Annotated in this window: 26 protein-coding genes and 1 pseudogene; 17 read left to right on the forward strand and 10 right to left on the reverse strand. The window is 51.4% G+C overall.

The genetic code is table 11. The features are described from left to right. Positions 1 to 4: 4 nt before the first annotated feature. The 6 genes from BS639_RS00940 to BS639_RS00965 all read left to right on the forward strand — a co-directional run bounded on the left by BS639_RS00940 (position 5) and on the right by BS639_RS00965 (position 4,861). A complete protein-coding gene (locus tag BS639_RS00940) occupies positions 5 to 1,324 on the forward strand; it encodes an NAD(P)/FAD-dependent oxidoreductase (RefSeq protein ID WP_055777665.1) in 1,320 nt (439 codons plus the stop codon). Continuing rightward, positions 1,321 to 2,037 (forward strand): DUF1365 domain-containing protein, encoded by a 717-nt coding sequence (locus BS639_RS00945; RefSeq protein ID WP_055777662.1) that lies wholly within the window; start codon positions 1,321 to 1,323, stop codon positions 2,035 to 2,037. Before BS639_RS00940 ends, BS639_RS00945 begins: the two co-directional genes overlap by 4 nt. Positions 2,038 to 2,117: 80 nt before the next feature. Further along, a complete protein-coding gene (locus BS639_RS00950; RefSeq protein ID WP_407690295.1) occupies positions 2,118 to 3,269 on the forward strand; it encodes a class I SAM-dependent methyltransferase in 1,152 nt (383 codons plus the stop codon). Continuing rightward, positions 3,266 to 3,766, forward strand: coding sequence for a DUF2878 domain-containing protein (locus tag BS639_RS00955; RefSeq protein ID WP_084981986.1), 501 nt, complete (start codon positions 3,266 to 3,268; stop codon positions 3,764 to 3,766). The genes BS639_RS00950 and BS639_RS00955 overlap by 4 nt, the downstream gene beginning before the upstream one ends. Further along, positions 3,766 to 4,311, forward strand: coding sequence for a hypothetical protein (locus BS639_RS00960; RefSeq protein ID WP_084981987.1), 546 nt, complete (start codon positions 3,766 to 3,768; stop codon positions 4,309 to 4,311). Before BS639_RS00955 ends, BS639_RS00960 begins: the two co-directional genes overlap by 1 nt. Positions 4,312 to 4,324: 13 nt before the next feature. Beyond that, complete coding sequence (locus BS639_RS00965; RefSeq protein ID WP_173882047.1) at positions 4,325 to 4,861, forward strand: DUF3833 domain-containing protein; 537 nt, start codon at positions 4,325 to 4,327, stop codon at positions 4,859 to 4,861. A gap of 45 nt (positions 4,862 to 4,906) precedes the next feature. Here the strand turns inward: BS639_RS00965 and yedA are convergent, their stop codons facing one another. Next, on the reverse strand, positions 4,907 to 5,824 hold the full coding sequence (yedA, locus tag BS639_RS00970) for a drug/metabolite exporter YedA (protein ID WP_084981988.1): 918 nt from the start codon (positions 5,822 to 5,824) through the stop codon (positions 4,907 to 4,909). 220 nt (positions 5,825 to 6,044) lie between these two features. Between yedA and BS639_RS25215 the strand changes: the two are divergent. The 3 genes and pseudogenes from BS639_RS25215 to BS639_RS00985 all read left to right on the forward strand — a co-directional run. Continuing rightward, a pseudogene (locus tag BS639_RS25215) lies at positions 6,045 to 6,143 on the forward strand (hypothetical protein); the annotation flags it as partial. Positions 6,144 to 6,390: 247 nt separating this feature from the next. Further along, the gene (locus BS639_RS00980) at positions 6,391 to 7,116 is read left to right on the forward strand and encodes a hypothetical protein (protein ID WP_084981989.1); all 726 of its coding nucleotides are present in this window, start codon (positions 6,391 to 6,393) and stop codon (positions 7,114 to 7,116) included. A gap of 86 nt (positions 7,117 to 7,202) precedes the next feature. Beyond that, positions 7,203 to 7,958, forward strand: coding sequence for a hypothetical protein (locus BS639_RS00985; protein ID WP_084981990.1), 756 nt, complete (start codon positions 7,203 to 7,205; stop codon positions 7,956 to 7,958). 26 nt (positions 7,959 to 7,984) lie between these two features. Here the strand turns inward: BS639_RS00985 and BS639_RS00990 are convergent, their stop codons facing one another. The 4 genes from BS639_RS00990 to osmF form a co-directional block, all read right to left on the reverse strand. Then, positions 7,985 to 8,767 (reverse strand): ABC transporter permease, encoded by a 783-nt coding sequence (locus BS639_RS00990; protein ID WP_084981991.1) that lies wholly within the window; start codon positions 8,765 to 8,767, stop codon positions 7,985 to 7,987. Then, positions 8,764 to 9,702, reverse strand: a complete 939-nt coding sequence (locus tag BS639_RS00995) for an ABC transporter ATP-binding protein (protein ID WP_055777628.1) — start codon at positions 9,700 to 9,702, stop codon at positions 8,764 to 8,766. The genes BS639_RS00990 and BS639_RS00995 overlap by 4 nt, the downstream gene beginning before the upstream one ends. Next, on the reverse strand, positions 9,699 to 10,814 hold the full coding sequence (locus BS639_RS01000) for an ABC transporter permease (protein ID WP_084982004.1): 1,116 nt from the start codon (positions 10,812 to 10,814) through the stop codon (positions 9,699 to 9,701). The genes BS639_RS00995 and BS639_RS01000 overlap by 4 nt, the downstream gene beginning before the upstream one ends. A gap of 82 nt (positions 10,815 to 10,896) precedes the next feature. After that, the gene (gene osmF / locus BS639_RS01005) at positions 10,897 to 11,844 is read right to left on the reverse strand and encodes a glycine betaine ABC transporter substrate-binding protein OsmF (protein ID WP_055777625.1); all 948 of its coding nucleotides are present in this window, start codon (positions 11,842 to 11,844) and stop codon (positions 10,897 to 10,899) included. A 250-nt stretch (positions 11,845 to 12,094) separates the two neighbouring features. Here osmF and BS639_RS01010 point away from each other — a divergent pair, with 250 nt between their 5' ends. Both BS639_RS01010 and BS639_RS01015 read left to right on the forward strand, forming a co-directional pair. Continuing rightward, positions 12,095 to 13,147, forward strand: coding sequence for an NAD(P)-dependent alcohol dehydrogenase (locus BS639_RS01010; protein WP_084981992.1), 1,053 nt, complete (start codon positions 12,095 to 12,097; stop codon positions 13,145 to 13,147). 202 nt (positions 13,148 to 13,349) lie between these two features. After that, complete coding sequence (locus tag BS639_RS01015; RefSeq protein ID WP_084981993.1) at positions 13,350 to 14,843, forward strand: MFS transporter; 1,494 nt, start codon at positions 13,350 to 13,352, stop codon at positions 14,841 to 14,843. A 48-nt stretch (positions 14,844 to 14,891) separates the two neighbouring features. Here the strand turns inward: BS639_RS01015 and BS639_RS01020 are convergent, their stop codons facing one another. Both BS639_RS01020 and BS639_RS01025 read right to left on the reverse strand, forming a co-directional pair. After that, a complete protein-coding gene (locus tag BS639_RS01020; RefSeq protein ID WP_084981994.1) occupies positions 14,892 to 15,998 on the reverse strand; it encodes a suppressor of fused domain protein in 1,107 nt (368 codons plus the stop codon). 138 nt (positions 15,999 to 16,136) lie between these two features. Beyond that, positions 16,137 to 17,033, reverse strand: coding sequence for a LysR family transcriptional regulator (locus BS639_RS01025; protein ID WP_055777609.1), 897 nt, complete (start codon positions 17,031 to 17,033; stop codon positions 16,137 to 16,139). A 166-nt stretch (positions 17,034 to 17,199) separates the two neighbouring features. Here BS639_RS01025 and BS639_RS01030 point away from each other — a divergent pair, with 166 nt between their 5' ends. The 3 genes from BS639_RS01030 to abgT all read left to right on the forward strand — a co-directional run bounded on the left by BS639_RS01030 (position 17,200) and on the right by abgT (position 21,659). Continuing rightward, positions 17,200 to 18,525: a M20 family metallo-hydrolase gene (locus BS639_RS01030; protein ID WP_055778238.1), complete on the forward strand. Its 1,326-nt coding sequence runs from the start codon at positions 17,200 to 17,202 to the stop codon at positions 18,523 to 18,525. 2 nt (positions 18,526 to 18,527) lie between these two features. After that, positions 18,528 to 20,000, forward strand: coding sequence for a M20 family metallopeptidase (locus tag BS639_RS01035; protein ID WP_173882049.1), 1,473 nt, complete (start codon positions 18,528 to 18,530; stop codon positions 19,998 to 20,000). Positions 20,001 to 20,129: 129 nt separating this feature from the next. Beyond that, positions 20,130 to 21,659 carry a p-aminobenzoyl-glutamate transporter gene (abgT, locus tag BS639_RS01040; RefSeq protein ID WP_055777603.1) on the forward strand — a complete coding sequence of 510 codons (1,530 nt, stop codon included), beginning with the start codon at positions 20,130 to 20,132 and terminating at the stop codon, positions 21,657 to 21,659. 14 nt (positions 21,660 to 21,673) lie between these two features. Here the strand turns inward: abgT and BS639_RS01045 are convergent, their stop codons facing one another. Continuing rightward, on the reverse strand, positions 21,674 to 22,555 hold the full coding sequence (locus tag BS639_RS01045; protein WP_055777600.1) for an oxygenase MpaB family protein: 882 nt from the start codon (positions 22,553 to 22,555) through the stop codon (positions 21,674 to 21,676). Positions 22,556 to 22,647: 92 nt separating this feature from the next. After that, complete coding sequence (locus BS639_RS01050) at positions 22,648 to 23,307, reverse strand: TetR/AcrR family transcriptional regulator (protein ID WP_055777597.1); 660 nt, start codon at positions 23,305 to 23,307, stop codon at positions 22,648 to 22,650. A gap of 174 nt (positions 23,308 to 23,481) precedes the next feature. Here BS639_RS01050 and BS639_RS01055 point away from each other — a divergent pair, with 174 nt between their 5' ends. From BS639_RS01055 to bhsA (BS639_RS01065), 3 genes are all read left to right on the forward strand, one after another. After that, positions 23,482 to 23,742, forward strand: a complete 261-nt coding sequence (locus BS639_RS01055; RefSeq protein ID WP_055777594.1) for a hypothetical protein — start codon at positions 23,482 to 23,484, stop codon at positions 23,740 to 23,742. A 508-nt stretch (positions 23,743 to 24,250) separates the two neighbouring features. Further along, positions 24,251 to 24,508: a multiple stress resistance protein BhsA gene (bhsA, locus tag BS639_RS01060; RefSeq protein ID WP_084981995.1), complete on the forward strand. Its 258-nt coding sequence runs from the start codon at positions 24,251 to 24,253 to the stop codon at positions 24,506 to 24,508. Positions 24,509 to 24,544: 36 nt separating this feature from the next. Further along, positions 24,545 to 24,802 carry a multiple stress resistance protein BhsA gene (gene bhsA, locus BS639_RS01065; protein WP_055777588.1) on the forward strand — a complete coding sequence of 86 codons (258 nt, stop codon included), beginning with the start codon at positions 24,545 to 24,547 and terminating at the stop codon, positions 24,800 to 24,802. A 79-nt stretch (positions 24,803 to 24,881) separates the two neighbouring features. Here the strand turns inward: bhsA (BS639_RS01065) and BS639_RS01070 are convergent, their stop codons facing one another. Beyond that, positions 24,882 to 26,093, reverse strand: coding sequence for an MFS transporter (locus BS639_RS01070; protein WP_084981996.1), 1,212 nt, complete (start codon positions 26,091 to 26,093; stop codon positions 24,882 to 24,884). Between the last annotated feature and the right edge of the window lie 361 nt (positions 26,094 to 26,454).

The raw sequence follows: 26,454 nt of genomic DNA on the forward strand, positions 1-26,454 counted from the left end.
GCGTATGAAAGTTGCCATTATCGGCAGTGGTATTTCGGGTCTCAGCTGTGCGTGGATGCTGTCGCAGCGCCAACCTGCGTGTGAAATAAAAGTTTTTGAAGCCAACACCACGCTGGGCGGACATACCGCGACGCTGGACATCGACATGGGCAATCGTTCCTACGCCATTGATACGGGTTTTATTGTATACAACCAGAAAACCTATCCTAAATTTATCGCCCTGCTCGACCAGTTAGGTATTACCGGACAACCCACCGAAATGAGTTTTTCGGTGCATAATCCCGACAGCAGGTTGGAGTACAACGGGCACACGCTGAACACGCTGTTTGCCCAGCGCCGTAATTTTTTTAAGCCGAAATTTTGGCGTTTTTTACGCGAAATCCTGCGCTTCAATGCGTTGTGTAAACAGCGTGTACAGCAGCCGGGCAACGATGAAAGCACCGTGTCTGATCTGCTCAGGCAAAATGGATTTTCGGCCTTTTTCGCTCTGCACTACGTGCTGCCGATGGGTGCGGCTATCTGGTCCTCGTCACTTGAGGATATGGGCAAGTTTCCGCTGTCGATGTTCCTGCGCTTTTTCGACAATCACGGGCTGCTTGATGTCAGTCACCGCCCTCAGTGGATGGTAGTGCCCGGCGGTTCGCGAGAGTATATCCGCCGTATACAGCAGTTGCTGCCCGCCCACGTTCAACTGCTGACCAACACGCCAGTGAATTCGGTGACGCGCAGTGAAGGCTCGGTAATGGTTGAATCTTCACAGGGTAGCGAGACGTTTGATCAGGTTATTTTCGCCTGTCATTCCGATCAAGCGCTGACGATGCTGAAGGCACCTACCGATGCCGAACGTCAGGTATTGGGTGGCCTGCCCTATCAGTCGAATGAAGTGGTGCTGCACACCGATATCAATCAGCTTCCGGTATCGCGCCGGGCCTGGGCTAGCTGGAACTATCGTCTGCCCAACGGTGTTGAAAGCGCCTTGGGCCACACGCCCTCGGCGTCCGTTCATTCGGCCATTGTGCGCCAACGTCGGGCCAGCGTGACGTACAACATGAATATTTTGCAGGGTATTGCGTCAGAACATACCTTTTGCGTGACGCTGAATCCGATAACCCCCATTGACGAGCGAAAAATTTTATTCAAGACCCAGTATATGCATCCGGTACTTAACCTCGTCAGCCATCAGTCACAGCAAAGGCGCAGCGAGATTAATGGCCACAACCGCAGCTGGTTCTGCGGCGCTTACTGGCACAACGGCTTTCATGAAGATGGCGTAAGAAGCGCCGAAGAAGTGGTGAATCAGCTCATCGAGCAGGAAAGCGCATGAACAGCGCGCTCTATATTGGCGGCGTGCGGCATCGCCGATTTAAGCCGATAGAGCACCATTTTGACTACGGTATTTTCATGGCGCTCATCGACCTTGATGAAATCGACCAACTGCCACAGTACGGCATTAGGCTGGAAAAATTCTCGGCGGCGACCTTTAAACGCGGTGATTATTTGGGGGGCGGTGACATTAAAACCACCGCTCAGCGGCGTATTCAGGCCCTCACCGGCGACAGTCTTGACGGACGTGTCATGCTGCTGACCCAACTGCGCTATTTCGGCTGCTACTTTAACCCGGTTAACTTTTACTATCTATATGATAAAGAGAATGTTTTATGCTGGATATTGGCCGAGGTTCGCAACACGCCCTGGAATGAGCGCCACACCTATGCGGTGCTGCCTGACGGCTCCTTACCGGTCAAAAAAGAGTTTCACGTTTCACCTTTCAACCCGATGGATATGGTCTATCACTGGCAGTTGACCCCACCGGGAAAGCGTCTGCGTGTGCATATTGAAACGCATCGCCAGGACCGCGAATTTGACGCCACGCTAACGCTGGTTTATCAGCCATTAACGCGTAAAAACCTTCGCCAGCAACTCTGGCGGTTCCCGTTAATGACGGTCAAAACCGCGGTCACTATTTATTGGCAGGCAGTAAAACTGTGGCTCAAACGTGCGCCCATTTACGGTCATCCTCCCGTTGATAAGGAATGAATATGAATTCACCTGATTTGCGACTTGCCCAACAAGCGGGCAGCCGTCGTCGCAAAGGTTCGCGCGCGCTGTTGCTCAGGATGCTTAAACAACTCCGTGGCGCGGGGCTGACCCTGCAGGAATTCGACCATGAACCGCTGTTCTTCGGCGACGAGACTGCGCCGCTGCAAGGACAAATTGAAGTTCATGACCTTCGCGTCTATCGTCGCGTGCTGCTCGGTGGCAGCATTGCGGCGGGAGAGAGCTATATCGACGGCGATTGGACCACCCCAAACCTTACCGCCGTGCTGCAACTGCTGGCTGAAAACGTCGGTCTGGTCGACAAAATCGAGTCGCGTTTCAGCTGGCTGACCTCGCCGGTCAATAGCGTCGTTCACTTCCTGAGGCGCAACAGCCCGAGCCAGGCACGCCGCAATATCTCGGCGCACTATGATTTGGGCAACGATTTTTATCAGGGTTTTCTTGACGAGAAGATGCTCTACTCCTCGGCTTGGTATCAGGGGCCGCACATGACACTGGAACAGGCCCAGGAAGCCAAAATGCGCCGCCTGTGTGAGCAGCTTGAGCTGCGGGCGGAAGACCACCTGCTTGAAATCGGCACTGGCTGGGGTGCGATGGCCGAGTTTGCTGCACGGGAATATGGCTGCCAGGTGACCACCACCACCATTTCACGCGAGCAGTACGACTACGCCCTCCAGCGCATCGAGCAGGCCGGACTCAGCGCCCAGGTTACCGTGCTGTTTGAGGACTACCGCGCACTGACCGGGCAGTACGACAAGCTGGTGTCGATTGAAATGATCGAAGCCGTAGGTAAACGCTATTTACCCACCTTTTTCAAACGCTGCAATGCGCTGCTTAAACCCAAGGGGCGTATGGCTTTGCAGGCGATTACCATTGCCGACCAGCGTTACAAGCATTACAGCCGCAACGTTGATTTTATTCAACGATACGTCTTCCCCGGCGGCTTTTTGCCCTCGATTAACGCGATGACTGAAAGCATGACCCGACACACTGGACTGGTAGTGTGCAACCTCTTTGATATTGGTAACGACTATGCGCGCACGCTGCACGAGTGGCGCGAGCGAGTCGTACGGTACTGGAATACGCAAAATGCGCAGGTCAGCGATGAGCGTTTTCGTCGCCTTTGGGTGTTTTATCTGTGCTACTGCGAAGCGGGATTCCGCGCACGGACGATTAGCACCGTGCAACTGATTGCCGAGCGCCGTGCATGAAATCCCTGCGCTTCTGGCTGCTGGCCGCTGGCTTCGATCTCTGGTGGACGCTGGCAGTCTGGGGACGAGAAAGCGTAGAAATATTGCTGGTGATTGGCGCACTGCTGATGCTTTATTTCACCCCTGCCGCGCGCCGGAAATGGGTGATTTTCGCCTTTATAATCGGGGTTGCCATGGACAGTTTGTGGTGCGCCAGCGGCCTGTTGGCATTTGAGCAAAGCCAAGGCGTACCTGTTTGGATGGTGGCACTGTGGCTCAGTTTTAGCGCCTGGTGGCTGTGGTTTTATCAGCAAATTTCACTGCGCTGGCCGTGGCTTATCCTGCTTGGCGCCGTAAGTGGTCCACTGGCCTATTACGTGGGTATGCGTTTTGATGCCATGTACCTACTCGCCCCGCCGTGGCAGGTATTTTCCCTGATGGCAGTCGGATGGGCCTGTTTTTTACCGCTGATAAGCTATGGCGTGCGTCAACCTCATGTCAGCAAGAGGAGTCCGTAATGAACCTGCGTTTTCTCACTGCTTCACTGCTGCTCACCAGCGTTTTTCTCACGCCGATTGTGCAGGCTGCTCCGTGGTCAACCTGGCCAGAAACAGGCTCTGCCAAGCTGACTTGGGCGTTCTTTGACGTTTACAACTCACATCTGCGTACGCCTGCTGGAAAATATCAGCCCAACGTCTGGCCTCAGGCATTAGTGATCAATTACTTGCGCGACATTAGCCGCAAAGAGCTGACACAGGCCACGGCCGACCAGTGGAAAGCGTTGGGCATGCTCGACGAGGCAAATCAAAAACAGTGGCTGAAGGCGGTAGAGGCTACGTGGCCGGATGTCACCAACGGCAGCGAAATCACCTTTGTCGCCGACCAACAGGGCGGACAATTTTACTATCGCCCTGCGCTAAACGGCAGTACGAATAAAAATGCCACGCCGGTGGCGATTGGACAGCGCTTTAGCCCGGCGTTTCGCGATGCGTTTTTGGCTATTTGGTTATCCCCATCCACCCAATATCCGCAGCTGCGCAAAGGGCTGATCGGAGCCCGCTGAATCAGGAGTTATTATGCTGAATGTTAAGGTTTACCTGCGTTTCATTGTGCTTGCCGTGGCCCTGCTGTTGGCCGGCTGTAGTGCAAAAATCGACGATTATAAAGGCACTGAGCCCAAGCTTGATATCTTCAGCTATTTTCAGGGCGATAGCCAAGCCTGGGGCATGATCCAGGACTACAGCAATAAACAAACTCGACGCTTCTCAGTGGCGATACGCGGTGACGTTGTCGGCGATACGCTAACTCTGCATGAAGATTTCACCTACGATGATGGCGAAAAGCAGACCCGTATCTGGCATATTCAGCGCCTGGCGGACGGCAGCTATCGCGGTACGGCGGGCGATATTATCGGCGTGGCGACCGGCCATACGCAGGGCAATGCGTTTAACTGGAATTACGTGATGGATATTAAAGCCAGCGGTAAGACCTATCGTCTGACCTTCGACGACTGGCTGTTCAAGCAGGATGACAGGCACTTAATGAACGTGACGTCCTTGACCAAGTTTGGTGTTCAAGTGGCCAAATTGACGCTGTTCTTCGAGAAAAAATGAGTGAAGATTTCGCCCCTCTCGCCAAAGCAGGAGGGGCGAAACAGGTTAAACTTCAACCTTATCAAGCTTTGCCGGTTTCGGCTTAAAGACAAAACGTCCGAGCGTGACCAACAGTACAGCGCTCAGGATCACGCCCAGTGAAATCCACTCAATCAATGAAAGCGACTCTCCGGCAAAGCTAATGCCCAACAGCACGGCCACGACCGGGTTAACATAGGCGTAGCTGGTAGCGATAGCAGGACGAACGGTTTTGAGCAAAAACATGTAAGCGCTGATGGCAATCATCGAGCCAAAAACGACCAGATAGGCCAGCGCCATAAAACCGCTCGGGGAGGGAACTTGCGTCAAATGCTCGCCACTCAGTCTACTGGTGACCAGCAATACGACGCCCGCAACGATCATTTCTGCTGCACCGGCCATTAGACCTTTTGGCAACGTCACTCGTGCACTCAATACTGACCCAAAGGCCCAGCTCAACGAAGCAATCAGAATAAGCAGCGCGCCCCAGGGATTACCGCTCAGGTTACTGCCAGTGTTGAGCAGAACGATGCCAAACAGGCCGATAGCCACACCGGTCCACTCCAGACGGCTATTGGGCATGCCCCACATCCGGCTGAAACACAGTGTAAACAGCGGAACCGTCGCGACCATCACGGCGGCAATACCCGAGGGAACCTCAAGATGTTCGGCGACAGTAACCAACCCATTGCCTACGGCAAGCAGCAGCACGCCGATAATACCCGCCGACAACCACTCGCGCATCGAAGGCACTTTATGCCCACGCAGCAGCAGAAAGGTGAACATAATCACCCCGGCCACGAAAAATCGCAGACCCGCCATCATCAGCGGCGGCCAGCTCTCAACCCCGACGCGGATCACCAAATAGGTCGATCCCCAAATGAAATACAGTGCAAACAAAGCGGCGATTAACGGCAATAGTGTACGGAAGGCTGTGCGAGACATAAAATTTGCTTATGGCTGAGAAAATCAGAGGCGGATAGTTAACGCTATTGGCGCGGTAGACAGCAAGTTAAAGCGTGCTATTGTGCCAAAATGTGATCGAAAAGTTTCACGATGTGTATGAAATGTGTTTTTTGAGGGCATTCGCACAAATTATGGCTGTGTCACTCGCACTAAAAGTTTTATAATCACCGTCTATTTTTTAAAAGAAGTTTGGCAAAAAATGAATACTCTAGGTAAAAAGCTGTTTATTGCTCTGTTCGGTCTGATGGCTATCGGCGCTATCGGCGGTGTGATGGTTGCGGGCTACGCTATCGTTATCGAAGAGCCGGTCAAAATGCCAGCCAGCGTTCCTACGCCAACCTCGGCGCCTGCGCAGCCTTCAAGTTCGTCTTAAACAGGCTGACATTACTTCAGTCAACCAGCAGGCATGGCGTGCATTTAGCCCTAATTGATATGCCTGCTGAATTGATAAGCCATTTACATACTAAAACTGTATTTTTATTAAAAACGCACTTTCTATATAGTTACGGCACTCTCCTTCCTACAAAATAATAAAGGAATATGCCATGTGCTATATACAGGGTTCAACCATCAACACTGCCAATATACGTTTACCTCTGCGGAAATACCTTACTCCACCTCTATTTAATGACGATAAAAAGCATGGTGTAAAAGAATTGATCTCTGCTTTTGAACGTTTGAATAACACTCCACAAAACTTAACACCTCCTTTTACCCCCTCTAGAAAACTGTCTACGTCAACGAGTCAACTCACTCCAAATTTAAAGTCTTTTAATATGTTAGCAAGTACTCAGCGCTATCAACCCTGCGCTCCTCCTGTACAAAAAAATGACCACCAAAATAGCGTAGAAAAACCTTTCTCTTATCCGCTTCTCGTTTCAGGTTCTGATTCAGAACTGCGCTCTCCGGCATTGGTGTTGGACATGATGAAAAAACTATCATCTACTATCAATGAAGATAATCAAGATGATGAGTATTTTTATGACGAGTATCTTGATGACGAGTATTATGTTAATGATACTTTCTCGCAGATTACTATGCAGAAACTATTGGATATAGAGAAGGAAACCGTAGATGTCAATGCTGAATTACGTCTTATTGAACAATCTTTAAATAAATTTAATACAAACATTCCAGGAAACTCTAGTTTTAAAAACAACTCTCACAGCAGCCATCCTGAAAACATTCAAAGCTGCGCTAATTCAGCCAGTAAAGATAAGGTAAATCCATTCAACTGGTTGCAAAGTGGTAATGATAAATTTATTTATTAACTCAATGACTACTGTCCCCGCGTAGGGACTGCCAATTAAACAAAGGGAGGCTTAAAGCCTCTTTATTTCATGCTTAGGAGTTCACTATGACTAATATCGTTAACTCTTTACCCAAAACACCCGTCTATTCTCTAGTAAATAATGGCCGTTCTAAGTTCTTGCTTCCAGGAAATAACAAACCCTTTGCCTGCATAAATATAAGAAAGATCGAAAACAGTAACCCCTCACTTCCCCCTGCTCCTAGCAGCAATATCAAAGCCAGTGGAAATTATGCTCAGGAAATATCTGATATTAAATTTAAAAATAACACCCTAGAGCGTTCAGATAAACTATCAGAAATTCTGAGGTCGAGTTTAGACATCAGCAGCCATAGAGTATCAAGAAGTCGCAACACTCCTAGCTACGGCAATGTTCACGGTTTGAAATTCCCTCTTCTGGTTTTTAATGCCGAAAAAAAAATTCACGGATTAAAATCCCCTTTTCTGGTTTTGGCAGCTGATAAAAAAAAAAAACCCCGCTCGCTGGTTTTAGAGGCCATTAAACTCGTCATACCGCATGAAAAGAATGCAATAGAAAGCGAGTTTGCTCTTGTCCCTAACACTGAGCTGGATAAAAAGACGAGAATGGAAGAGCAGATAAACGTCGTGAATCAGGAAATTAATGAATTAAATAGTGATCTACTTTTAGTTAGACGTTCATTTAAGAGATCTGAATCAGAAATCAGTAAAATAGATAACACATTGAACATCCTGAAAGAGAATTTAAGAAACAATTACTATAAGGATAAAGTCATGTCGTTATATATTTCCAAACATGAAAACTCGAATATTATAAATCAATAAAGATTAAAGGGTAGCCACTGCCCTGACTAGTCCCCGTCCGCTGAGGGCTGCCAATTTTGTAAGCGGCGGCTCCAGCGCTCAAACGCCATATCCACGATAATCGCCAACAATGCCACGACCAGCGCGCCTTGCAGAACATAGGCGGTGTTGAATCCGCTTAGCCCGATAATAATCGGCGAGCCCAGACTCTGGGTTCCCACGGTCGAGGCAATCGCCGCCGTGCCGATATTGATGATCACCGATGTGCGTATTCCGGCAAGAATAACCGGTGCGGCGAGAGGCAGTTCAACCTTGCGCAGGACCTGCCAGCGGCTCATCCCCACGCCTTGGGCAATCTCTCGCGCCGAAGTGGGTACGGACTCGATACCTGCGATGGTACCTTGTAAAATTGGCAATAATCCATAAAGTACCAACGCGATAATAGCCGGTTTTTCACTGAATCCCATCACCGGCACCGCAATCGCCAATACTGCCACCGGCGGAAAGGTTTGCCCCATAGCCACTAGCGTCTCAACTAAGGCTCGAAACTCTTTGCCCGCCTGACGCGTTACGCCAATGCCGGCCAGCATACCGATAATCACCGCAATCGCGCTGGAAATACCCACCAGCAGCAGATGAGCGACAACTAGGCCGGAAAAACTGTCCTGCAAATACACCGGCCTGTCGAGGTTAGGAAACATCCAGTGGAACAGCCATCCCAGTGAACTCATGCCGAGCACCAGTGCAATAAATACCGCGATAACCCAAGGCAATGGGTCACGTAGAATACGCAGCCAGCGACTGTCTGCGTCAGTTTTGTTCAGGCTCATGCATTCTCCCTTTCGGCCACTAGGTCAGAAAAGTGCAGCACGCCCAGCGATTGCTGGTTGTCATCAATCACCGGCAATTGCTCGGTGTGGCGAGCAACAAACACCGATAACGCTTCGCGCAGGGTCATCGACGCCAAGACCGGTTCTCCCGCCACACTTTCACCACGACGCGTTCTGTCGCCAACCCTCGCCAGCGACAGCAGTTTTATGCCCACGTCGCTGCGGCCAAAGAAATCGCGTACAAACGGCGTGGCTGGCTGGGTGAGCATCTCCAGCGGCGTGCCTTGCTGAACTATCTGCCCGTCGCTGAGCAACACAATACGGTCAGCAAGACCCAGCGCCTCATCAATATCATGGGTCACCAGCACAATGGTGCGCCCGGAAAGCTGATGAATACGCGCAATCTCCTGCTGCAACGTAGCCCGCGTGACCGGGTCGAGTGCGCCAAAAGGTTCATCCATCAATAAAACTTCAGGGTCAGAAGCCAACGCGCGCGCCACGCCCACTCGCTGCTGCTGGCCGCCGGAAAGCTGATGCGGATAGCGCTTGCGAAACTGCTGCGGGTCGAGGTGAAGTAGCTCCATCAGCTCAGTCACGCGATCACGAATCTTTGCCTTCGGCCATTTGAGCAGCTGCGGCACGGTGGCAATATTTTCCTCAACCGTCCAGTGCGGAAACAGGCCAATCGACTGAATGGCATACCCCATCCTGCGCCGTAAATCCTGCGCCCGAAACTTCTCAATCGGCTCATCGGCAAAGGTAATTTGTCCCCTGTCGTGCTCCACCAGCCGGTTAATCATCTTTAATGTGGTGGATTTTCCGGAGCCTGAGGTGCCAATCAGCACGGTGAATTCACCCTTGGCGATATTCAAATCGAGGTCACGAACCACGGCTTTACCGGCAAAGTGTTTACTGACGCGAGAGAAATGGATCATGTGCGCGAGGTCTCCAGAATTGAGACTAAAAATTTAAAGACTCCGTCAACCACGGCAGCCATTAACACCACCGGAATGACCCCGAGCAACACCAGGTCCAACGCGCTGCTCAGCAGTCCCTGGAACATAATGGCACCCAGCCCACCGGCGCCAATCAGCGCCGCAACCATCGCCATTCCGACCGTTTGCACCGCAACAATGCGGATACCGGACAAAATAACGGGCAGCGCGATGGGCACCTGAACCTTGCAAAACACCTGAATTCGGCTCAGCCCCATTCCCGTTGCCGACTCGATAACGCCAGGTGCTACCGAATTCATTCCGGCAATCACGCTGCGCACCAGCGGCAACAATGAGTACAGTACCAGAGCAATAATGGCTGGGGCGGCACCGATGCCGCTCACACCATGCTCACCTAGCCAAGGAACGGCCTTCGCCAGACCGGCAAGCGGTGCGAGCAGCAGGCCAAACAACGCAATCGAAGGGAGAGTTTGGATAATATTTAATACGGAGAGAATGGCCGGTTGCCAACGTGGCCGTCGGGCGCAAAATACTCCCAGCGGCAGGCCAATCAAAATCGCCGGGATAAGCGTGCCCAATAAAATACCAAGATGCTGCCAGAGGGCATCATCGAACACATCGGAACGATTATCGTACTCTTTCAATAAAGAGAGCTGGGAAAGCTGGCCGTTCACCAGCAACAGTACGATGGGGATCGCCAGTTGCAGATTCAGCAGCACCCGCCAGCTGTGATTTGAGGTCATACGACTAATCGCATCGGAGGCAATGAGCAGCAGCAGCGCGCCACACGCCCAGAAACCTCCGCCAAAAGAAATTCTTGCCAGGCTGTCTTCATCCCCGCCGGTCAACACCAAGGCTGCATGCCCGGCCAGCGCAGTCTGCGCCGTCAGGAGCAGCTCGGCCAATAGCATAATCAGCAGATAAACCCGCCAATCAGGGCTGACAAACGACAGCATCAACAGTGCAAAAACCGGCACCAATAGCAGCATCGTGGGTCCTTGCAGCAGGCTGTAAAGCGGGATCCCCTGCCCCGAAATCAAACGATTTGGCGCATGAGTGATAAAGGCCAGACCGGCTCCTGCGGCAATCATTAGCACCAGCAATGTAAGCAGTACGCGATTTTTTACCCAATTACTCAAACAATATCTCCTGCCTACTTGCCGAATCAGCTAATTATTTTTTCTTGATAAAGCCTTTTTGTACCAGATATTTGGCTGCTACTTTTTTGGCATCTGCACCACCGACCGCAATTTGCGCATTCAGTTTTTGCAGCGTTGGGCCATCGAGTGAGGCAAACACCGGTTTTAGCAGTTCAGGGATCTGCGGATACTCTTTCAATACTGATTCACGAATAATTGGCGCTGGCGCATAGATTGGCTGCACGCCCTTAGGATCCTGCAACGTGACCAGGCCCAGCGCGGCGACCGGACCATCCGTGCCGTAGGCCATCGCCGCATTAACGCCAGAGGTTTTCTCCGCCGCGGCCTTAATGGTTACCGCCGTATCTCCCCCCGCGAGCGACAGCAGCTGATTTTGCTTGAGCTTGAATCCATAGGCATTTTCGAAAGCAGGTAACGCGTCAGGGCGTTCAATAAACTCAGCCGAGGCCGCCAGCTTGAAATCACCGCCGCCGTTAACCCACTTGCCTAAATCTTCTAGCGTTTGCAGATGATTTGCTGTGGCAACGTCTTGGCGTACCGCGATGGTCCAGGTGTTATTAGCAGGAGACGGGTCAAGCCAAACAATTTTGTTCTGGTCGTAATCGAGCTTTTTCACCTTCTCATAGCCCTGTTGAGCATTTTTCCACGCAGGATCTTTCTCGTCAGAGAAGAAGAATGCGCCGTTGCCGGTATATTCGGGATAGATATCAATCTCGCCCGCGGTAATCGCGCCGCGCAGGACCTTGGTGTTACCGAGCTGAAGCTTATTGGTCGTCTTGATGCCGTTGGCGTCAAGCACCTGCACAATAATATTACCGAGCAGCGAACCTTCAGTATCGATTTTTGAACCGACTTTCACACTGTCTGCCGCCTGAGCCGAGAAACTCAGGGTACCGATCACAGCCATTACTGCTGCGGCAGCTATACTTCTCAATCGAGCATTACCCATTGTGCGCGCCATGTTATTTCCTCATATCGGAGTGAAGACCGGCTTAGATCAAAGTTAAAAAGCAAAAATGTGTTCATAAAATGAGAGTGTTACAAGGATAGTTCAATTTTTGCCGAGAGCGCAAAAAGGCCAGTCATCAAATCAGCTGTCATGAGGGGAGTAAAATGACTTTTATTGCATAGCTTTACTCAAAATTAGCTTAACCCAACCCTTCAATCACCACGCCGTATCAGCCGGTATTTAATTGAGTAATGAGGAAAATATGACCACTCGTACCCAACCCAGAAAGGTGAAAGCAGCCGTAGTAAACCGTCATCAACACTTGAGTTTTCAAGAGTTACAGCTTAAAGCACCGCATCAAAATGAAGTCGGCGTAAAGATCGTGGCCTGCGGAATTTGTCATACCGATCTGGGTTTTCTCAGTGAAGGTTCTATCCTCGGCCATGAAGGCGCGGGCATTGTCGAACAGGTCGGTAGCGCAGTGACGGCGGTTAAACCGGGCGATCACGTGCTGCTGTCTTATCAATCCTGCGGGCAATGTGCGCCGTGCCATGATAGTCAGCCTTTCAACTGCCAGCATTTCTCGAAGCTCAATTTTGGCTTTCAGCGCCTTGACGGCAGCAGCGCCTATCCCGATGGTGTTCAGGGGCATTTTTTTGGACAGTCGGCGTTTGCCAATTACTGCCTGGTGACCGAACAAAATTTGGTGAAAATCGCCCCGGAACTGCCGCTGGAAGTTCTTGCGCCACTGGGCTGCGGCATGCAAACCGGCGCGGGAACGGTGCTTAATACGTTAAAAGTTAAGGCCGGTGAAAGTCTGATGGTAATGGGCACCGGTGCCGTGGGGCTCGCGGCAGTGATGGCAGCTAAAATTGCCGGGGCCAAAACGATTATCGCGGTTGACCGTGATCCCACGCGTCTGGCGCTGGCAATCAAACTGGGCGCGACTGAGTCGATCAATTCGGATGAAGAAAACTACCTCGCCACACTCTGCCCGCATTTGGACTACGTGATTGATACCACGGGCATTGGCCATCTGGATGAACTCGCGCAGGAGGTCTTAAAAGAAGGCGGGACGCTGGTTCGCCTCACCGGTTCCTGCGGCGAAACCTTAACCCGTGGGCGTAAAGCCATTAGCGTGGTTCAGGGCGACTCGGTCGCGCAAGATTTCCTTCCCAAGCTGGTGGAATATTGGCAGCAGGGCCGTTTCCCCGTGGAACAACTGATCACTTACTACCACTTTGACGACATAAACCGTGCTCTGAAAGAAGCGCACAACGGCAAGGTGATTAAGCCGGTCCTCGTTTGGGACTAAATTTTTTAAAAAGCCAGTGTATGTAAAAAGTCATTATCTATGGAAAAGTAAGCCGTTGAGAAGATAGCGGATAGTCAACCGCCGGGGTGATTTGCCCCCAATTTTTAAGAATTATTTATTTTAATATATAACTAATTTGCACTTGTGACTTGGCTGTCTGGACGTCTATACTGCTTTTTTTAATAAAAGCGTAGTATAAAAAATGTCTGACACAACACTTGCGGCCTCTTCAGCCGCCTCATCAGGGGTTACAAACACATTCAGCGCCGATGCTCAGCCCACGCTGATCCGTTCTGCAGCTGACATTACTCGCCTGGTTAATCAAGGCGCGACCAAGCTGAGCGATGCACGTATTGTGGTTGCTATTGCACTGGGAGGCGTTTTCCTCGACGCCTATGATCTCGGTGGCCTGGCTTTCGGCATGAAAGACATTACGCGTCAATTTGGACTCTCGCCGTCGGGTGCGGGTCTGGTCGCCTCCGCCATTACGCTGGGCGCTATTGTAGGCGCCCTGTTTGGCGGTTATCTGACCGACAAAATTGGCCGCTATCGCGTATTTATGGCCGACATGTTCTTCTTCGTAGTCGCCGCACTGGCCTGCGCCTTTGCCCCCAATGAATGGGTGCTGGGTGCATCGCGCTTCGTAATGGGCATCGGCGTGGGTATCGACCTGCCGGTAGCGATGGCGTTTTTAGCCGAATTCTCCAAACTTTCGGGACGCGGTAACAAAGCTTCGCGCGTCGCCATGTGGTGTCCGACCTGGTATGCGGCCATCAGTATTTCATACCTGTTAGTGTTGCTGCTTTACGCAGTGCTGCCTGCCGGCCAAACCGATATTTTGTGGCGTTTAATCCTTGGCTTCGGCGCCTTTCCTGCACTGCTGATTATCGCCATTCGCCACCGATATATGAATGAATCGCCGGTGTGGACGGCGAATCAGGGTGATTTGGAAGGTGCGGCGGCTATTCTACGTCGTTCATACAACATCAATGTTGAAGTGGCCGACGATGCCAATCTGACGCCACAGCCTCCGGTACGCAAGGCCGCATGGAGCAACTATGCTACCCTGCTGAAAGGCGTTTATCTGAAGCGTACGATATTGGCTACCGTGACCTCGCTGGTCTCTCCGTTCGCCTACAATGCGGTTGCCTTTGGTCTACCGGTTATCCTTTCGACCTTCCTGGCACAATCACTTATCAGCACTATCCTGTTCTCGCTGGGTCTGAACCTGTGCTTCGCCTTCGTAGGCGGCCTGTTGGCGGTGCGTTTGGTGCCGAAGATGGGGGCGTGGAATATGACGGTGATTGGCTATACGCTACAGCTGATCGCCATGATTGGACTCGCGCTGGTCGGGCGCCCGTCGGACAGTGCCGAAGCGGCTATCTCGATAGCAATGCTGGCGCTGTTCCTGTTTGGTCAAGGTTTTGGTCCGGGTTCACATACCATGACCTTCGCCTCGCTGAGCTATCCGACGTCTCTGCGCGGCGTTGGCGTAGGCTTTAACCAGATTCTGGTGCGCGCCAGCTCTACCGCCTCGCTGTTCCTGTTCCCGGTGCTCTCTGCGGCGCTGGGTACCGGCGTATTCTGGGTTATCGCTTTTGCGCCACTGATTGGGCTGATTGTGCTGCTGGCGATTCGCTGGGAGCCGTCCGGTTATGACGTTGATGCGGAAGATTTCGAACAAATAAAAGCATAAACTTACCCCCCACTTGCTCGAGTGGGGGCGTTTTTATCCCACCAGCTATCACACCAGCGGCGCCCTCGGCGCAAAAACGGCCTCAACGCCCGCCTCCGTCATCATCGCGACCAGTTCCTGCCCGCCGTTAGGTCGGCTTTGTGCGAATTCGAGTTCACTGGCAAACAGCGGGCTGGCCCACAGCAGAGTAACCGGATCGCCATAACAGCCGGGCAAAGCAAACTTGCCGACCGACGCCCCGAGAGCCGACGAAATGATGTGACCCTCATAACCCAACGGCGCGGCCTGTGAAACCAGCGTGTGCCCCTCCCCCAACCAGGTTAGAGACTCCCACGGCAGCTGTGCATAGCTGGAAATTGCACTGGCCATTTGCACCGCGTTGGCCTCATCGACATACTCCTTGCCCACGGCAAACGCCAGCTCAATGCGGCGATAGTGTTCGGCCTCATCGTTGAAAATAAGCTCAATCTGCGGCATCGGACGAATGCTCATTCCCATCGTAAAGAAGTAGTAGTTTTCTTCGTCTTCATGCTGAGAAATAGCCATCGGCGGCCAGGTGCCCTGATCAATGGCGTAATATTTTACTGCCGGACCAAAACGCTGCTCGTAGCACGCCACAAAATTACGCTGAATTTTCGGCCAAGGATTATGCTCTTCATGCGCCCAGTCTCGCCAGAATTGACGCGTTTTATCGGCCAGTGCGTACTGCGTATTGGTTGAGGCCGAGCCCAGCGGAAAGGTGAGCGGGTTTTGCTGAATGCAACCGGCGGAATAACTGACGGAGTGGTCGATGTACAAACTCCAACCGGGGATGACCGCCAACAGCAGCCCGTGATACCACAGCGCCGCGCCGTCGTCGCTTTCATTCCACAGGATCTGAATTCCGGCCGGATCCAGCGGCGCTTCGGCCTCTAAGCTACGACAGTATTGTGCGGCGAGCATCGGCGGCAAACCGTGGGCCAAGGCCTCACTGTCATCCTGCTGCGGTGCAGGCGACAGGTTTCTTACCCAACAGCCGCGCATACGCGGGAAACGCTCTCGCAAGTCTTCCCGCGCATAGATGTAGAGATAGACGACCCGCTCATCCTGCTCGACGATGGCAAACAAGGTTTTTTTATCGTTACTGACTTCAGCAATTATTTCTGATTGGCGCATGCTACCTCAATGGGGTTGAGCCGCTTCTTATTCTATGAGGTAAAGTGTAGAACGTCTTATGTGCGAGCATAACGGGCAAAAATCCCAAAACTCGCATTAAAAGCGTTGATAACAGTGATTTTTAGCTAAAATTTCCGCCTATCGGCAGTAAAGCCGGAACAACTGGGCCAAATAGGCTGCCATCGGTGACAGTGTCGATTCTTTTCTTTGTATTAAATGAAAGGTCGCCTTGGGCAGAGGAAGATCCAAGTCCATCGCCACCAAACTTTGGCCAAGCAGCGGATCGTTGATGATATCGGCGGAAAGTACGCTGAGAAAATTCGTCTTGGCCAGCAGGCTAGTGCAGGACATAAACGTTTCGCACACCACGCTAATTTTGGGTTCTACCTTCATCTCGCTAAAAATCTCACCCAGCAGCTTGTAATAGCTGCCTCTCGGCGTGGGCATGGTCCAATCGCAGTGCAGAAGTTCTTTTATCGAACGCGCTTTTTCCAGCGGATGCCCGCGTCGACAGACCACCTGATACTCCTTATCCATAAGTTTTTCATATAACAATTCGTTATCATAGGTGCTTGGGTAATAAGTATTGATAGTGAAGTCCAACTCGCCCTGTCGCAGTTCGGGGATCATCGATACCAGTTGGCCTTCGGCAATTCTGACTTTCACATCAGGAAACTCGCGGTGAAAACGATCAATAACCAAAGGCATAATGGTGCGCGCAATACTGGCTCCCACGCCGATGTTTACCTGTCCGCTGGTGGCACCCAATCGTTGGGCAATATCCTCCTGCGCAACGCGTAATTCCTCAAGGATCAGGCTGGCACGCTTGAAAAAGATCTCCCCACATTCGGTCAATGTCACACCCTGACGACGGCGAATAAAAAGCTGTGCGCCGAGTCCGCTTTCCAGCTCTTTTATCGATTTGGTCAACGCAGGTTGTGAAAGGCTTAAAGTACGGCTGGCCGCGCGAATACTGCCCTGACGAGTCACCGCGACAAAAGCACGCAGTTGATGCATTTTTATTTGTGATGCCATAGCCCAATGATAACCCCAGATTATCACCCAAAAGATTTTGGCATCTTATACGCCCTGGTCGCTTTGTGTACATTGAAATCAAAGCGTCACATTTCTTTCACGCAAAATATTGATCTTACTTACGGCAAAAAGAGAGCTAATCATGGCTACCCAAGCATCTGAGTTAATGAATACATCGACCCTGCAGGCGCTTTGTGAACGCGTCGACGATTATTTCCCCGAGCTGCAAAAACAGCGTCGCGATCTGCATAAATATGCCGAATCAGGGTGGCTTGAGTTTCGCACCTCCACTCTGGTCGCCGAACGTCTCAATGAACTGGGCTACAGCCTGCAACTCGGCCGTGAAGTGATTGATGCTGATTCGCGCATGGGATTACCCTCAGCCCAGGAGCTACAGAGCCAAGAACAGCGCGCGTTGGAACAGGGAGCGATTGCCCGCTGGATGCCGTATTTCTCGGGGGGATTTACCGGCATTGTGGCAACACTTGCCACCGGTAAGCCCGGCCCGACGCTGGCTTATCGGGTCGACATGGACGCGCTAGACCTGAATGAGGTACTGGATGACGAGCATCGTCCCTACCGCGAAGGTTTTGCATCATTAAACGGCGGCATGATGCACGCCTGTGGTCACGACGGCCACACCACCATCGGGCTTGGGCTTGCCCAGCTGCTGATGGAGCTTCGCGAGGAGCTTTGCGGCACCCTAAAATTAATTTTTCAACCGGCAGAGGAAGGCACGCGCGGTGCGAAATCGATGGTGGCAGCGGGCGTAGTGGACGACGTCGATTTCTTTACCGCCGTGCACATTGGTACCGGCGTGCCCGCCGACCACATCGTCTGCGGCAATGACACCTTTATGGCCACCACTAAACTCGACGTCACCTTTACCGGCGTTGCGGCCCACGCAGGAGGTAATCCCGAGCAGGGCCGCAATGCGCTACTCGCGGCGGCGCAGGCCACGCTCGGTCTGCACGCCCTGCCGCGCCACAGTGGGGGCAGCTCACGTATAAACGTCGGCGTACTTCAGGCCGGAACTGGCCGCAACGTGGTGCCATCGAGCGCCATGATGAAGGTCGAAACGCGCGGTTCCACCAATGAGGTTAACGAGTTTATTTATCAGCAGGCGCTTAAAGTTATTTCAGGCGCGGCAGAAATGTATCAGGTCAAATTTGAAACCAAGTTGATGGGAGCCGCACAAAGCAGTAAGCCTACCGAGGCTTGGGTTAATTATATTCATCGTCAGGCCGACCAATTAGGCCTATTTGATAACATCATCGATCGCCAGGAAGGTGCTGCGGGGTCAGAAGATGCCACCTATATGATGGAGCGGGTTAAATCGCTGGGCGGTCAGGCCTCATATGTCATCTTTGGCACAGACTTGAGTGCGGGACACCACAATGAGAAGTTTGATTTTGACGAAAGAGTGATGGCGCAGGGCATCAAAACCCTGGCCGCGCTGGCGTTAAATATTAACTCGTTCACCCAGGAGTAACGATGTCTGATTCTACAGTTATCTCGACTCATCAAAACGTTGTTAGTTTTATCAATGACTTTATCGATACCCAGCGCGATACCCTGTCGGCTATCAGTGATGAAATCTGGGATCACCCTGAAACGCGTTTTGAGGAGTCACACTCTTCTGCCCTGCTGGCCGACAAACTCGAAGCATCGGGTTTTAAGGTGGAGCGCGGTGTCGGCGGGATGGAGACGGCATTTATCGCCAGCTTCGGTGAAGGCAAACCCATTATTGCGCTGCTTGGCGAGTTTGACGCGCTGGCGGGCCTAAGCCAAAAGGCCGGCTGTGACTCTGCGCAACCGCTGGAGGAAAATGGCAACGGTCACGGCTGTGGGCATAATCTGCTCGGCACCGCGGCGCTGGGCGGTGCACTGGCGGTAAAAGCCTGGATAGAGAAGGAAGGTCTACAAGGCACGGTGCGTTTTTACGGCTGCCCGGGAGAAGAAGGCGGTTCTGGCAAGACATTCATGGCGCGAGAAGGCCTGTTTAACGATGTTGATGCCGCACTGACCTGGCATCCGGAAACATTTAGCGGCATGTTTAGCAACCCGACGCTGGCCAATATTCAGGCCGCTTTTCGCTTTAAAGGCGCGGCGTCTCACGCTGCCGCCGCGCCACATCTGGGTCGCAGCGCGCTTGACGCCCTAACGCTAATGAACACCGGCGCTAACTTCCTGCGCGAACACATTATTCAGGAAGCGCGGGTGCATTATGCAGTGACCAATGCGGGCGGGATTTCGCCAAACGTCGTGCAGGCCGACGCAGAAGTGCTGTATCTGGTGCGCGCACCGCAGATGGATCAGGCGCAGGCCATTTTCGAGCGGGTGACAGATATTGCCAAAGGTGCGGCACTGATGACCGGGACCAGCATGTCTATGCGCTTTGACAAAGCTTGCTCTAACTATGCGCCAAACCACGCGCTGGAACAGGTGATGTATCAGCAAGTGAAGGCATTTGGAACCCCCCATTACAGTGAAGAAGAAAAGGCTTTTGCCCGTACTATTCACGCCACACTCAGCGAACAGGACATTGATGCCTGCCTAACGACAATGGCTAAAACCAGCAGTATCGAAGGTCAAGCCTTTGCCGAAACGCTGCGCACTGCGCCACTCACCGAGGCGGTTGCCCCCTATAGCCCCAGCGATAACATCCTCTATGGCTCAACCGACGTCGGTGACGTGAGCTGGCTGGTACCTACGGCGCAGTGTTTCAGTCCGTGTTTCGTGGTGGGTTCGCCGCTGCACACTTGGCAAATTGTATCTCAGGGACGCACCTCAATTGCTCACAAAGGCATGTGTCTGGCGGCTAAAGTCCTGGCCTCGACGGCGATTGCATTACTGGATTCTCCCGCCACGCTTGAGCTCTGCCAGCAGGAGCATCGGGCCGCCCGCGCTCGTCGCCCCTACCACTGTCCGATCCCCAAGGGGATTAAACCTTCACCTTTAAAGTAAAAAAGATAAGAAGATCTGCCCCTGCGCCGACCATCGTTCAATGCCGACGCAGGGTATAAAAAATAATAAAACCGCACGGCACGACCGGCGGGGATCTAATGACCGACTATTTTTCGACGAGGGTTTTTAATGAGTATTGAAGCACAAAACCAACCCCATAGCCCCGGTGGATTTTTCCGCTGGGTCGAGCGCGTAGGCAATAAAATCCCCAATCCATTTTTATTGTTTATCTATCTGATCGTAGTGTTAATGTTAAGCAGCGCGCTGATTTCTTGGCTTAACATCACCGCAGTGAATCCTACCAACGGCGAAATCATTCGGGTCAAAAACTTGCTCAGCGTTGAAGGGCTACAGTGGATTTTGCCCAACGTTATTAAAAACTTCAGCGGTTTTACGCCGCTTGGATCTATTTTGGCGCTGGTGCTCGGGGCAGGGCTTGCCGAACGCGTCGGACTGCTGCAAAGCCTGATGTATAAAATGGCCGCCAGCGTGAATGCAAAATACGCCAGCTATCTGGTGATATTTATCGCTTTTTTCAGTCATATTTCTTCTGATGCTGCGCTGGTGGTAATGCCGCCGCTTGGGGCGCTTATCTTCCTCGCCGTCGGACGCCATCCCGTGGCCGGGCTTTTAGCCGCGATAGCAGGCGTCGGCTGCGGTTTTACCGCCAACCTTCTCATTGTGACCACCGACGTGCTGCTGTCTGGACTCAGCTCTGAAGCGGCTAAGGTCATTAACCCGGCAGTACAGGTCAGCGTGGTGGATAACTGGTATTTTATGGCCGCATCGGTGATTGTGCTTACACTGGTCGGCGGCATTCTCACCGACAAATTTGTTGAACCGCGTTTGCCCTTCTATGAGGGCGGAAGCGACGAGCGGATGAAAAAACTGACCCCCGAGCAGAATCGCGGCCTGGCTGCCAGCGGGATTGCCGCCGTGGTGTTTATTGCGCTGGTGGCTCTGCTGGTGGTGCCCGATTCCGCACCACTGCGCGACCCGCACACTCACGGTATCGTCCCGTCGCCGTTTATTCAGGGCATCGTTCCGCTAATTATTTTGTTCTTTTTTGTGGTGTCTATCCCCTACGGACTGGTCACCAAACAAATCCGTACCCAAAGTGATATTCCGAATTTGCTGGTCGATCCGATGAAGGGTATGGCTGGCTTTATTGTGATGGTTTTCCCACTCTCCCAGTTTGTAGCCTTCTTTAACTGGAGCAATATGGGAAAATTTATGGCAATCGGACTGACCGATATTCTTGAAAAACTAGGGATGACAGGCATTCCGGCGTTTGTCGGGCTGATTTTTCTGTCAGCGCTGCTGTGCATGTTTATCGCCAGCGGCTCAGCGATTTGGTCGATTCTGGCGCCAATTTTCATCCCTATGTTTATGCTGCTCGGCTTTCACCCTGCCTTCGCACAGATCGTTTTCCGCATCGCCGACTCGTCGGTTCTGCCGCTGGCGCCCATGTCGCCTTTCCTGCCGCTGTTCCTCGGATTTTTACAGCGCTATGACAAAAATGCCAAGCTCGGAACTTACTATTCGCTTGTGCTGCCCTATCCGGTGGTCTTTTTCATCGTCTGGCTGGTGATGTTAGTCGTTTGGTATTTGCTGGGGCTGCCGATTGGGCCGGGCGTATATCCGCATATGCCGTCCTAAAGACAACGGCGGCGCTAGGGCAAACGTCCTACGCGCCGCATGGCTCTGTGCCAGGAACCGTTTCTCACAGCCCAACGTAAGAGTGTTGCCACACGGCGCATTGAGAAATCGATGCCGCGGCGGGTTAAGGGGGGCAGCACTATTCCCAACTCCTCTTGTGCCCACTCAGGCAACAGTTCAATCCCCGACCAGACCATTAACTTCCCTACCGGTACGGCGATTTTGCTGGGAGCAGGTGCGCTCTTGAGCAATCTCACCACCTCACGCGTTCTGTCGTCGCAGCGCAACTGCGGGCGCATACGCTGCAAATAATCCTCTATTTCCTGCACGCTGCGCGGAACATCCACACCGCCCAATCCTTCAACGACGCACGCAACTTCACGGTAATATTGACTCTGGTCGGCAGGGCTTAAATCGGGATTTCGGTAGCGAAGGTAGGACTGCAGAAAGCTGTAGGACTCGGCAACGTGCACCCAAACCAGCAGGTCAGGATCGCTCGCAGCATAAGGTTGGCCGTGTGTATCAACACCAGTAACCTGTAAATGAATGGACTTAACGCGGGCTATCAGATTTTGCGCATCCGCAAGCGGCGCGAAGGTGGTGCCAGAGACAAATTGGCTGGTACGGCGTAAGCGTCCCAGCATGTCGCTGCGAAAATTTGAATGGTCCCATACTCCCGCCAAAGCAAGAGGATGCAGCATTTGCAACAGCAGCGCACTGACGCCACCGCACAGCATGCTCGAGAAATCGCCGTGAACGCGCCAAACTACGGTGTCAGGGCCAAACAGCCCAAAATCACCTCGCGGCTGATCAAAGTCAATGCCTCCCAGCGCCAGGCCAGAAATGCTTAATACCTGGCGCTCTATCTTTTTACGTAAACCTTCACCAACGGGCATGGCACATTGTTCTCAATAATTCTTTTGTGACAATAAAACGTGCCTTAATCATACAGGGATGGAGGTTTTCATTTCCCGAAAACACCGTTTATTTAATGAGCAACGGCGCTTTTCATCGGTACAGTTCGCAGCTGCGGCCATACGTACATCAGCATATCAATAATCGAACCCAGCTGTTCATTGCTCGCACCATCACGCGCCTGCACCGACATTCCCTGCACGGTAGTGGCGACATACTTCGCTAGCAGCGAACTGTCGGTATCGTTTGGAAACTCGCCACTGAGCTTTTTCTTCTCAAAAAATTCAAACAGCGTGCGCTCCTGTGAAAGGTGGCGCGAGCGAAGCATCTCGGAAATCTCCTGAGAAGCAGCTGACATTCCCGAGGCGGCGTTGATGATAAAACAGCCACTCGGCGTGTCGCAGTCGGTAAACATCTCTGCTGTAGTGCGCAGGTACTGTTCAACGGCCTGTTCTACTGACAGGTCATCTTTGCCAAGCAAGCACAAACTCTTTTCGTAAAAGGTTGCTAGATAATGCTCAACGGCGGCGCGAAACATCCCTTCCTTATTACCAAATTCGGCATAAAGAGTAGGCGCTTTGGCACCGGTTGCTTCAACTAAGTCAGCCAGAGATGTGGCTTCGTAGCCGTGACGCCAGAACAGATTTAGCGCCTTACTTAAGGCAGTTCCGCGGTCGAACTGTTTCGGGCGACCGCGACTTTTCCGGACTAATGCCGTCTGTTCAGTGCTCATACACCCTCCTTTCATCACCCTTGTGATTATGGTTATCAAAATATATTAACGATCATTATTAAAAATAGTTGCGCGAATGTCCAGTAGAGATTAATATTTAATTATCGAGCGATAAGTAAATCACTCCCTACGGATAAAGACACAGCTAGAAAAAGCAACCCAGGACGTAACATCATGAGAAACTTCAAATTAATTCTTGCAGTTATGGCATTGACCGCTGTACCGGTTGCCAACGTTGCCGCACAGCAGGTTATCATGATGCCAATACAGAGTCAGGAAATTGCCATGGTTAATGTGACCGGTGATAGCAATGTTATTCAGCCCCCGCATGGCACGTTGAACAGAAAACAGGTTCAACCCGGCATTTCAAGTTCACCGACCATTCCGCCAGCGCCCAATGCAGGTCGCAACTCGCCTTCGGCAATTTACTACTAGGTGCCATTGAGTCAGGACAAAAATGTGGCTCTAACATAAAGGCAAAAAATGAAGGTGGCCATTTGTGCTGCCTTCTTTTTTAACACCCTACTCCGCTGACCTCAAGAATTTATTATCGGCTATTAAAATAAACTTTATTTATCACAATTCCGAATGATTATATTGAATAACGATTGCAGATTAATGAAAAACGCTCTGATATTTAACAAGTTATTAACAGCGGTATTGATTATCTTTACTTAGTCCCTCAATGGGATTGGCATTGCCCTCCTTGCTGTTAACCGGCTGGTCCTACAATGTCAGCACCTCCATCTCGCGCTCGTCGTACTATCGAAAATAATCTCCTATTTTCTTAGAGTTAGCACAGTTGAGCACATTTAGTTAATGATCGATAATGAATTTGATTGATAAAAATAAAAGCTGAGACTACCATTTATTTATCGAACGTTAACCTATTAGATTTACCGCAAAAAGAGCATTTGCTCATACAAATCCAGGACTAAAAATCATGAAAAATCTAACAATGCTGTGTGCTGCACTGACTCTTGCTGCGGCGTCTTTCTCAACTCTGGCAGCCACCGAAGTCATACAGATGCCGTCTAATGCGCAAAAAATTGGCGTAGTCTCAGCGACTTCCAGCAATGATCTCTCAAGCTTGGAACGTAACCTAAATGCAAAAGCCGAGGAAGCAGGCGCAAGTTCATTCCGCATCATCTCTGCATCTGGTGACAATCAACTGTACGGCACGGCTGAGCTTTACAAATAAGCCGAGATCAATTGATAAGTTAAGTGAGGAATGGTCATGAATAATTTAACTAAAACGCTGGCAGCTATTGTTCTGGGAAGCGCTTCATTTACCGCTTTGGCCGCCACGGAGGTTATTGCGGCTCCCGCAGGACAGCAGAACATGGGCGTGATCAACGTTAACGGCGGCGACCAGCTCAGCGCGCTTAAAAATAAAATGTCTAATGAAGCCGATGAAAAAGGTGCCTCTTCATACCGCGTAATCTTCGCCACCGGTGAAAATCATCTCTATGGTCGCGCTGAACTGTACCGCTAATTTCCCCACTTATATTTTACTCAGACAATAACTCCCCCTTGCTGGGGGAGCCGTCAATTTTAAAAAACCTCACCTTCATTTATCTTCCGCTGCGTTTTAAAACTATTACAACACCAAGTATGCCGGGCAGTGAAACGACATACAGTGCGTTAATTGCCCCGATAATTTCTGCAGTACCTGCGGCAATAAGGCTCATCACTGCTGCAACCAATATTTGCGCACGCCAGGCAATGCCGCTCGCACTTGCAGCCTGCGGCTGGGAAAAATGATTCAGCAGGCTAAAAGTTCCGAGGGCAAAAACGACGTTTGAAGCCAGATGGGCAATAAACACAGCGCCAAGTGCGGCGAGATTCCAGGTCGCTAGGGCAGGTAATAAAAAATAACCCGCTAGAAATGTCGACAGGTATCCCACCAGACGAAGATTGCTTTGAGCATGTTGGCGCAGCTTTTGGCTATTAAGCAATAATGGCCCACAGACTTGCCCCAAACTTCGTGCCAACAGCAATGGCAGTGCAAGTCCGGTAGTTTCATCGGGCCTGATCTGTTGAGCAAGCGCGGGCATGAGCGCCATCACTGGCGTCCCTACCGCCGCCAGTAATGGCAGCAACAGTATGCTTCGACGCTGCAAGGGGGAACATTCACGCCATTTTAACGCGACGGCGAAAGCAGGTTGCCGACTTTCATTAACATAACGCTTAATAAAATGACGGGCAGTAAACATCAGTAAAATCGCTGAAAAGATAAAACTGAAAGCATCCATCACTAGCAGGGTTATCAGCGAAAAACGGTTAATGATCATCACACCGAGCCCTACCCCTAACAAAACTTGAGCAGCAAATATCAGGGTTTCAAGTGCGGTCGCCGCAGGAAGCTCATTGGCTTTTAGCCCCCTTTTGAAAATCAGCGTTAATGCGGGATAAATCATTCCACTGAAAAAAGCCTCTGCAGATTGAACCGCCAGCATCGCCGGAAGGTTATGGAACGTTATTCCCCACGCCGGAAAGCCCAATGCAACAAGACCCAAAATTTCAGCAAGGGTAACGACAACAAAGGGCGAGTAGCGACGGCACATTTTTTCCCCCAGCAAACTGCCCAAAAATCCGGGTAAGGTCGCCAAGAGATATGCCAGCGTTAAGATTGCGGGCGATACGTGCCAGCGAAGAAGTTGACTATAAACGACGACCTGAGTCAGTCCGTTACCCACAGAAGACAGAATAAAGGCACAACCGAGCAGGCGCAGCCAACGATGATCGCGCAGCGCGCTTAACAGCGCGACGAGTAGTGTATTCATAAGAAATCATCTCATCAAAATAACAGAAATAGCGCCCTGTAAATTTACAAGACGTTGAAAAACAGACTGTTAGCGACGAGACAACATTACATTGGGAAGGCATCCTTTACGTGGGAATATAAAATTAGCACGCACCGGAGCCTCTGCCAAGTCAGCGTGTTAAAGAGATCCGCACAATTAGTTAACGATTAATATAAAAATGAGTTGCGCAGGATCTGTTCACCCTCTATCATTTACTTATCGAACGTTAATTAATAACGACGACCCAGAATCAAACACTGAACCTGATAAGTACCCGGTTCAGATAACCAGATAAAGAGGAACTACCCATGAAAAACCTGACTAAAGCATTCGCCGTCAT

The sequence above is a fragment of the Rouxiella silvae genome (assembly GCF_002093625.1).
Taxonomy (GTDB): Bacteria; Pseudomonadota; Gammaproteobacteria; order Enterobacterales; family Enterobacteriaceae; genus Rouxiella; species Rouxiella silvae.

What these genes read in the sequence shown, in the direction of transcription:
- BS639_RS00950 (WP_407690295.1), top strand. Translation starts at nt 2,118, where the DNA reads ATGCTTAAACAACTCCGTGGCGCGGGGCTGACCCTGCAGGAATTCGAC.
- BS639_RS00960 (WP_084981987.1), top strand. Translation starts at nt 3,766, where the DNA reads ATGAACCTGCGTTTTCTCACTGCTTCACTGCTGCTCACCAGCGTTTTT.
- BS639_RS00980 (WP_084981989.1), top strand. Translation starts at nt 6,391, where the DNA reads ATGTGCTATATACAGGGTTCAACCATCAACACTGCCAATATACGTTTA.
- BS639_RS00995 (WP_055777628.1), bottom strand. Translation starts at nt 9,702, where the DNA reads ATGATCCATTTCTCTCGCGTCAGTAAACACTTTGCCGGTAAAGCCGTG.
- BS639_RS00965 (WP_173882047.1), top strand. Translation starts at nt 4,325, where the DNA reads ATGCTGAATGTTAAGGTTTACCTGCGTTTCATTGTGCTTGCCGTGGCC.
- BS639_RS01000 (WP_084982004.1), bottom strand. Translation starts at nt 10,814, where the DNA reads ATGATTGCCGCAGGAGCCGGTCTGGCCTTTATCACTCATGCGCCAAAT.
- BS639_RS01050 (WP_055777597.1), bottom strand. Translation starts at nt 23,307, where the DNA reads ATGAGCACTGAACAGACGGCATTAGTCCGGAAAAGTCGCGGTCGCCCG.
- BS639_RS01010 (WP_084981992.1), top strand. Translation starts at nt 12,095, where the DNA reads ATGACCACTCGTACCCAACCCAGAAAGGTGAAAGCAGCCGTAGTAAAC.
- abgT (WP_055777603.1), top strand. Translation starts at nt 20,130, where the DNA reads ATGAGTATTGAAGCACAAAACCAACCCCATAGCCCCGGTGGATTTTTC.
- BS639_RS01070 (WP_084981996.1), bottom strand. Translation starts at nt 26,093, where the DNA reads ATGAATACACTACTCGTCGCGCTGTTAAGCGCGCTGCGCGATCATCGT.
- BS639_RS00955 (WP_084981986.1), top strand. Translation starts at nt 3,266, where the DNA reads ATGAAATCCCTGCGCTTCTGGCTGCTGGCCGCTGGCTTCGATCTCTGG.
- BS639_RS00940 (WP_055777665.1), top strand. Translation starts at nt 5, where the DNA reads ATGAAAGTTGCCATTATCGGCAGTGGTATTTCGGGTCTCAGCTGTGCG.
- BS639_RS00990 (WP_084981991.1), bottom strand. Translation starts at nt 8,767, where the DNA reads ATGAGCCTGAACAAAACTGACGCAGACAGTCGCTGGCTGCGTATTCTA.
- BS639_RS01045 (WP_055777600.1), bottom strand. Translation starts at nt 22,555, where the DNA reads ATGCCCGTTGGTGAAGGTTTACGTAAAAAGATAGAGCGCCAGGTATTA.
- bhsA (WP_084981995.1), top strand. Translation starts at nt 24,251, where the DNA reads ATGAAAAATCTAACAATGCTGTGTGCTGCACTGACTCTTGCTGCGGCG.
- BS639_RS00945 (WP_055777662.1), top strand. Translation starts at nt 1,321, where the DNA reads ATGAACAGCGCGCTCTATATTGGCGGCGTGCGGCATCGCCGATTTAAG.
- bhsA (WP_055777588.1), top strand. Translation starts at nt 24,545, where the DNA reads ATGAATAATTTAACTAAAACGCTGGCAGCTATTGTTCTGGGAAGCGCT.
- BS639_RS01020 (WP_084981994.1), bottom strand. Translation starts at nt 15,998, where the DNA reads ATGCGCCAATCAGAAATAATTGCTGAAGTCAGTAACGATAAAAAAACC.
- osmF (WP_055777625.1), bottom strand. Translation starts at nt 11,844, where the DNA reads ATGGCGCGCACAATGGGTAATGCTCGATTGAGAAGTATAGCTGCCGCA.
- BS639_RS01025 (WP_055777609.1), bottom strand. Translation starts at nt 17,033, where the DNA reads ATGGCATCACAAATAAAAATGCATCAACTGCGTGCTTTTGTCGCGGTG.
- BS639_RS01035 (WP_173882049.1), top strand. Translation starts at nt 18,528, where the DNA reads ATGTCTGATTCTACAGTTATCTCGACTCATCAAAACGTTGTTAGTTTT.
- BS639_RS01030 (WP_055778238.1), top strand. Translation starts at nt 17,200, where the DNA reads ATGAATACATCGACCCTGCAGGCGCTTTGTGAACGCGTCGACGATTAT.
- BS639_RS00985 (WP_084981990.1), top strand. Translation starts at nt 7,203, where the DNA reads ATGACTAATATCGTTAACTCTTTACCCAAAACACCCGTCTATTCTCTA.
- yedA (WP_084981988.1), bottom strand. Translation starts at nt 5,824, where the DNA reads ATGTCTCGCACAGCCTTCCGTACACTATTGCCGTTAATCGCCGCTTTG.
- BS639_RS01015 (WP_084981993.1), top strand. Translation starts at nt 13,350, where the DNA reads ATGTCTGACACAACACTTGCGGCCTCTTCAGCCGCCTCATCAGGGGTT.
- BS639_RS01055 (WP_055777594.1), top strand. Translation starts at nt 23,482, where the DNA reads ATGAGAAACTTCAAATTAATTCTTGCAGTTATGGCATTGACCGCTGTA.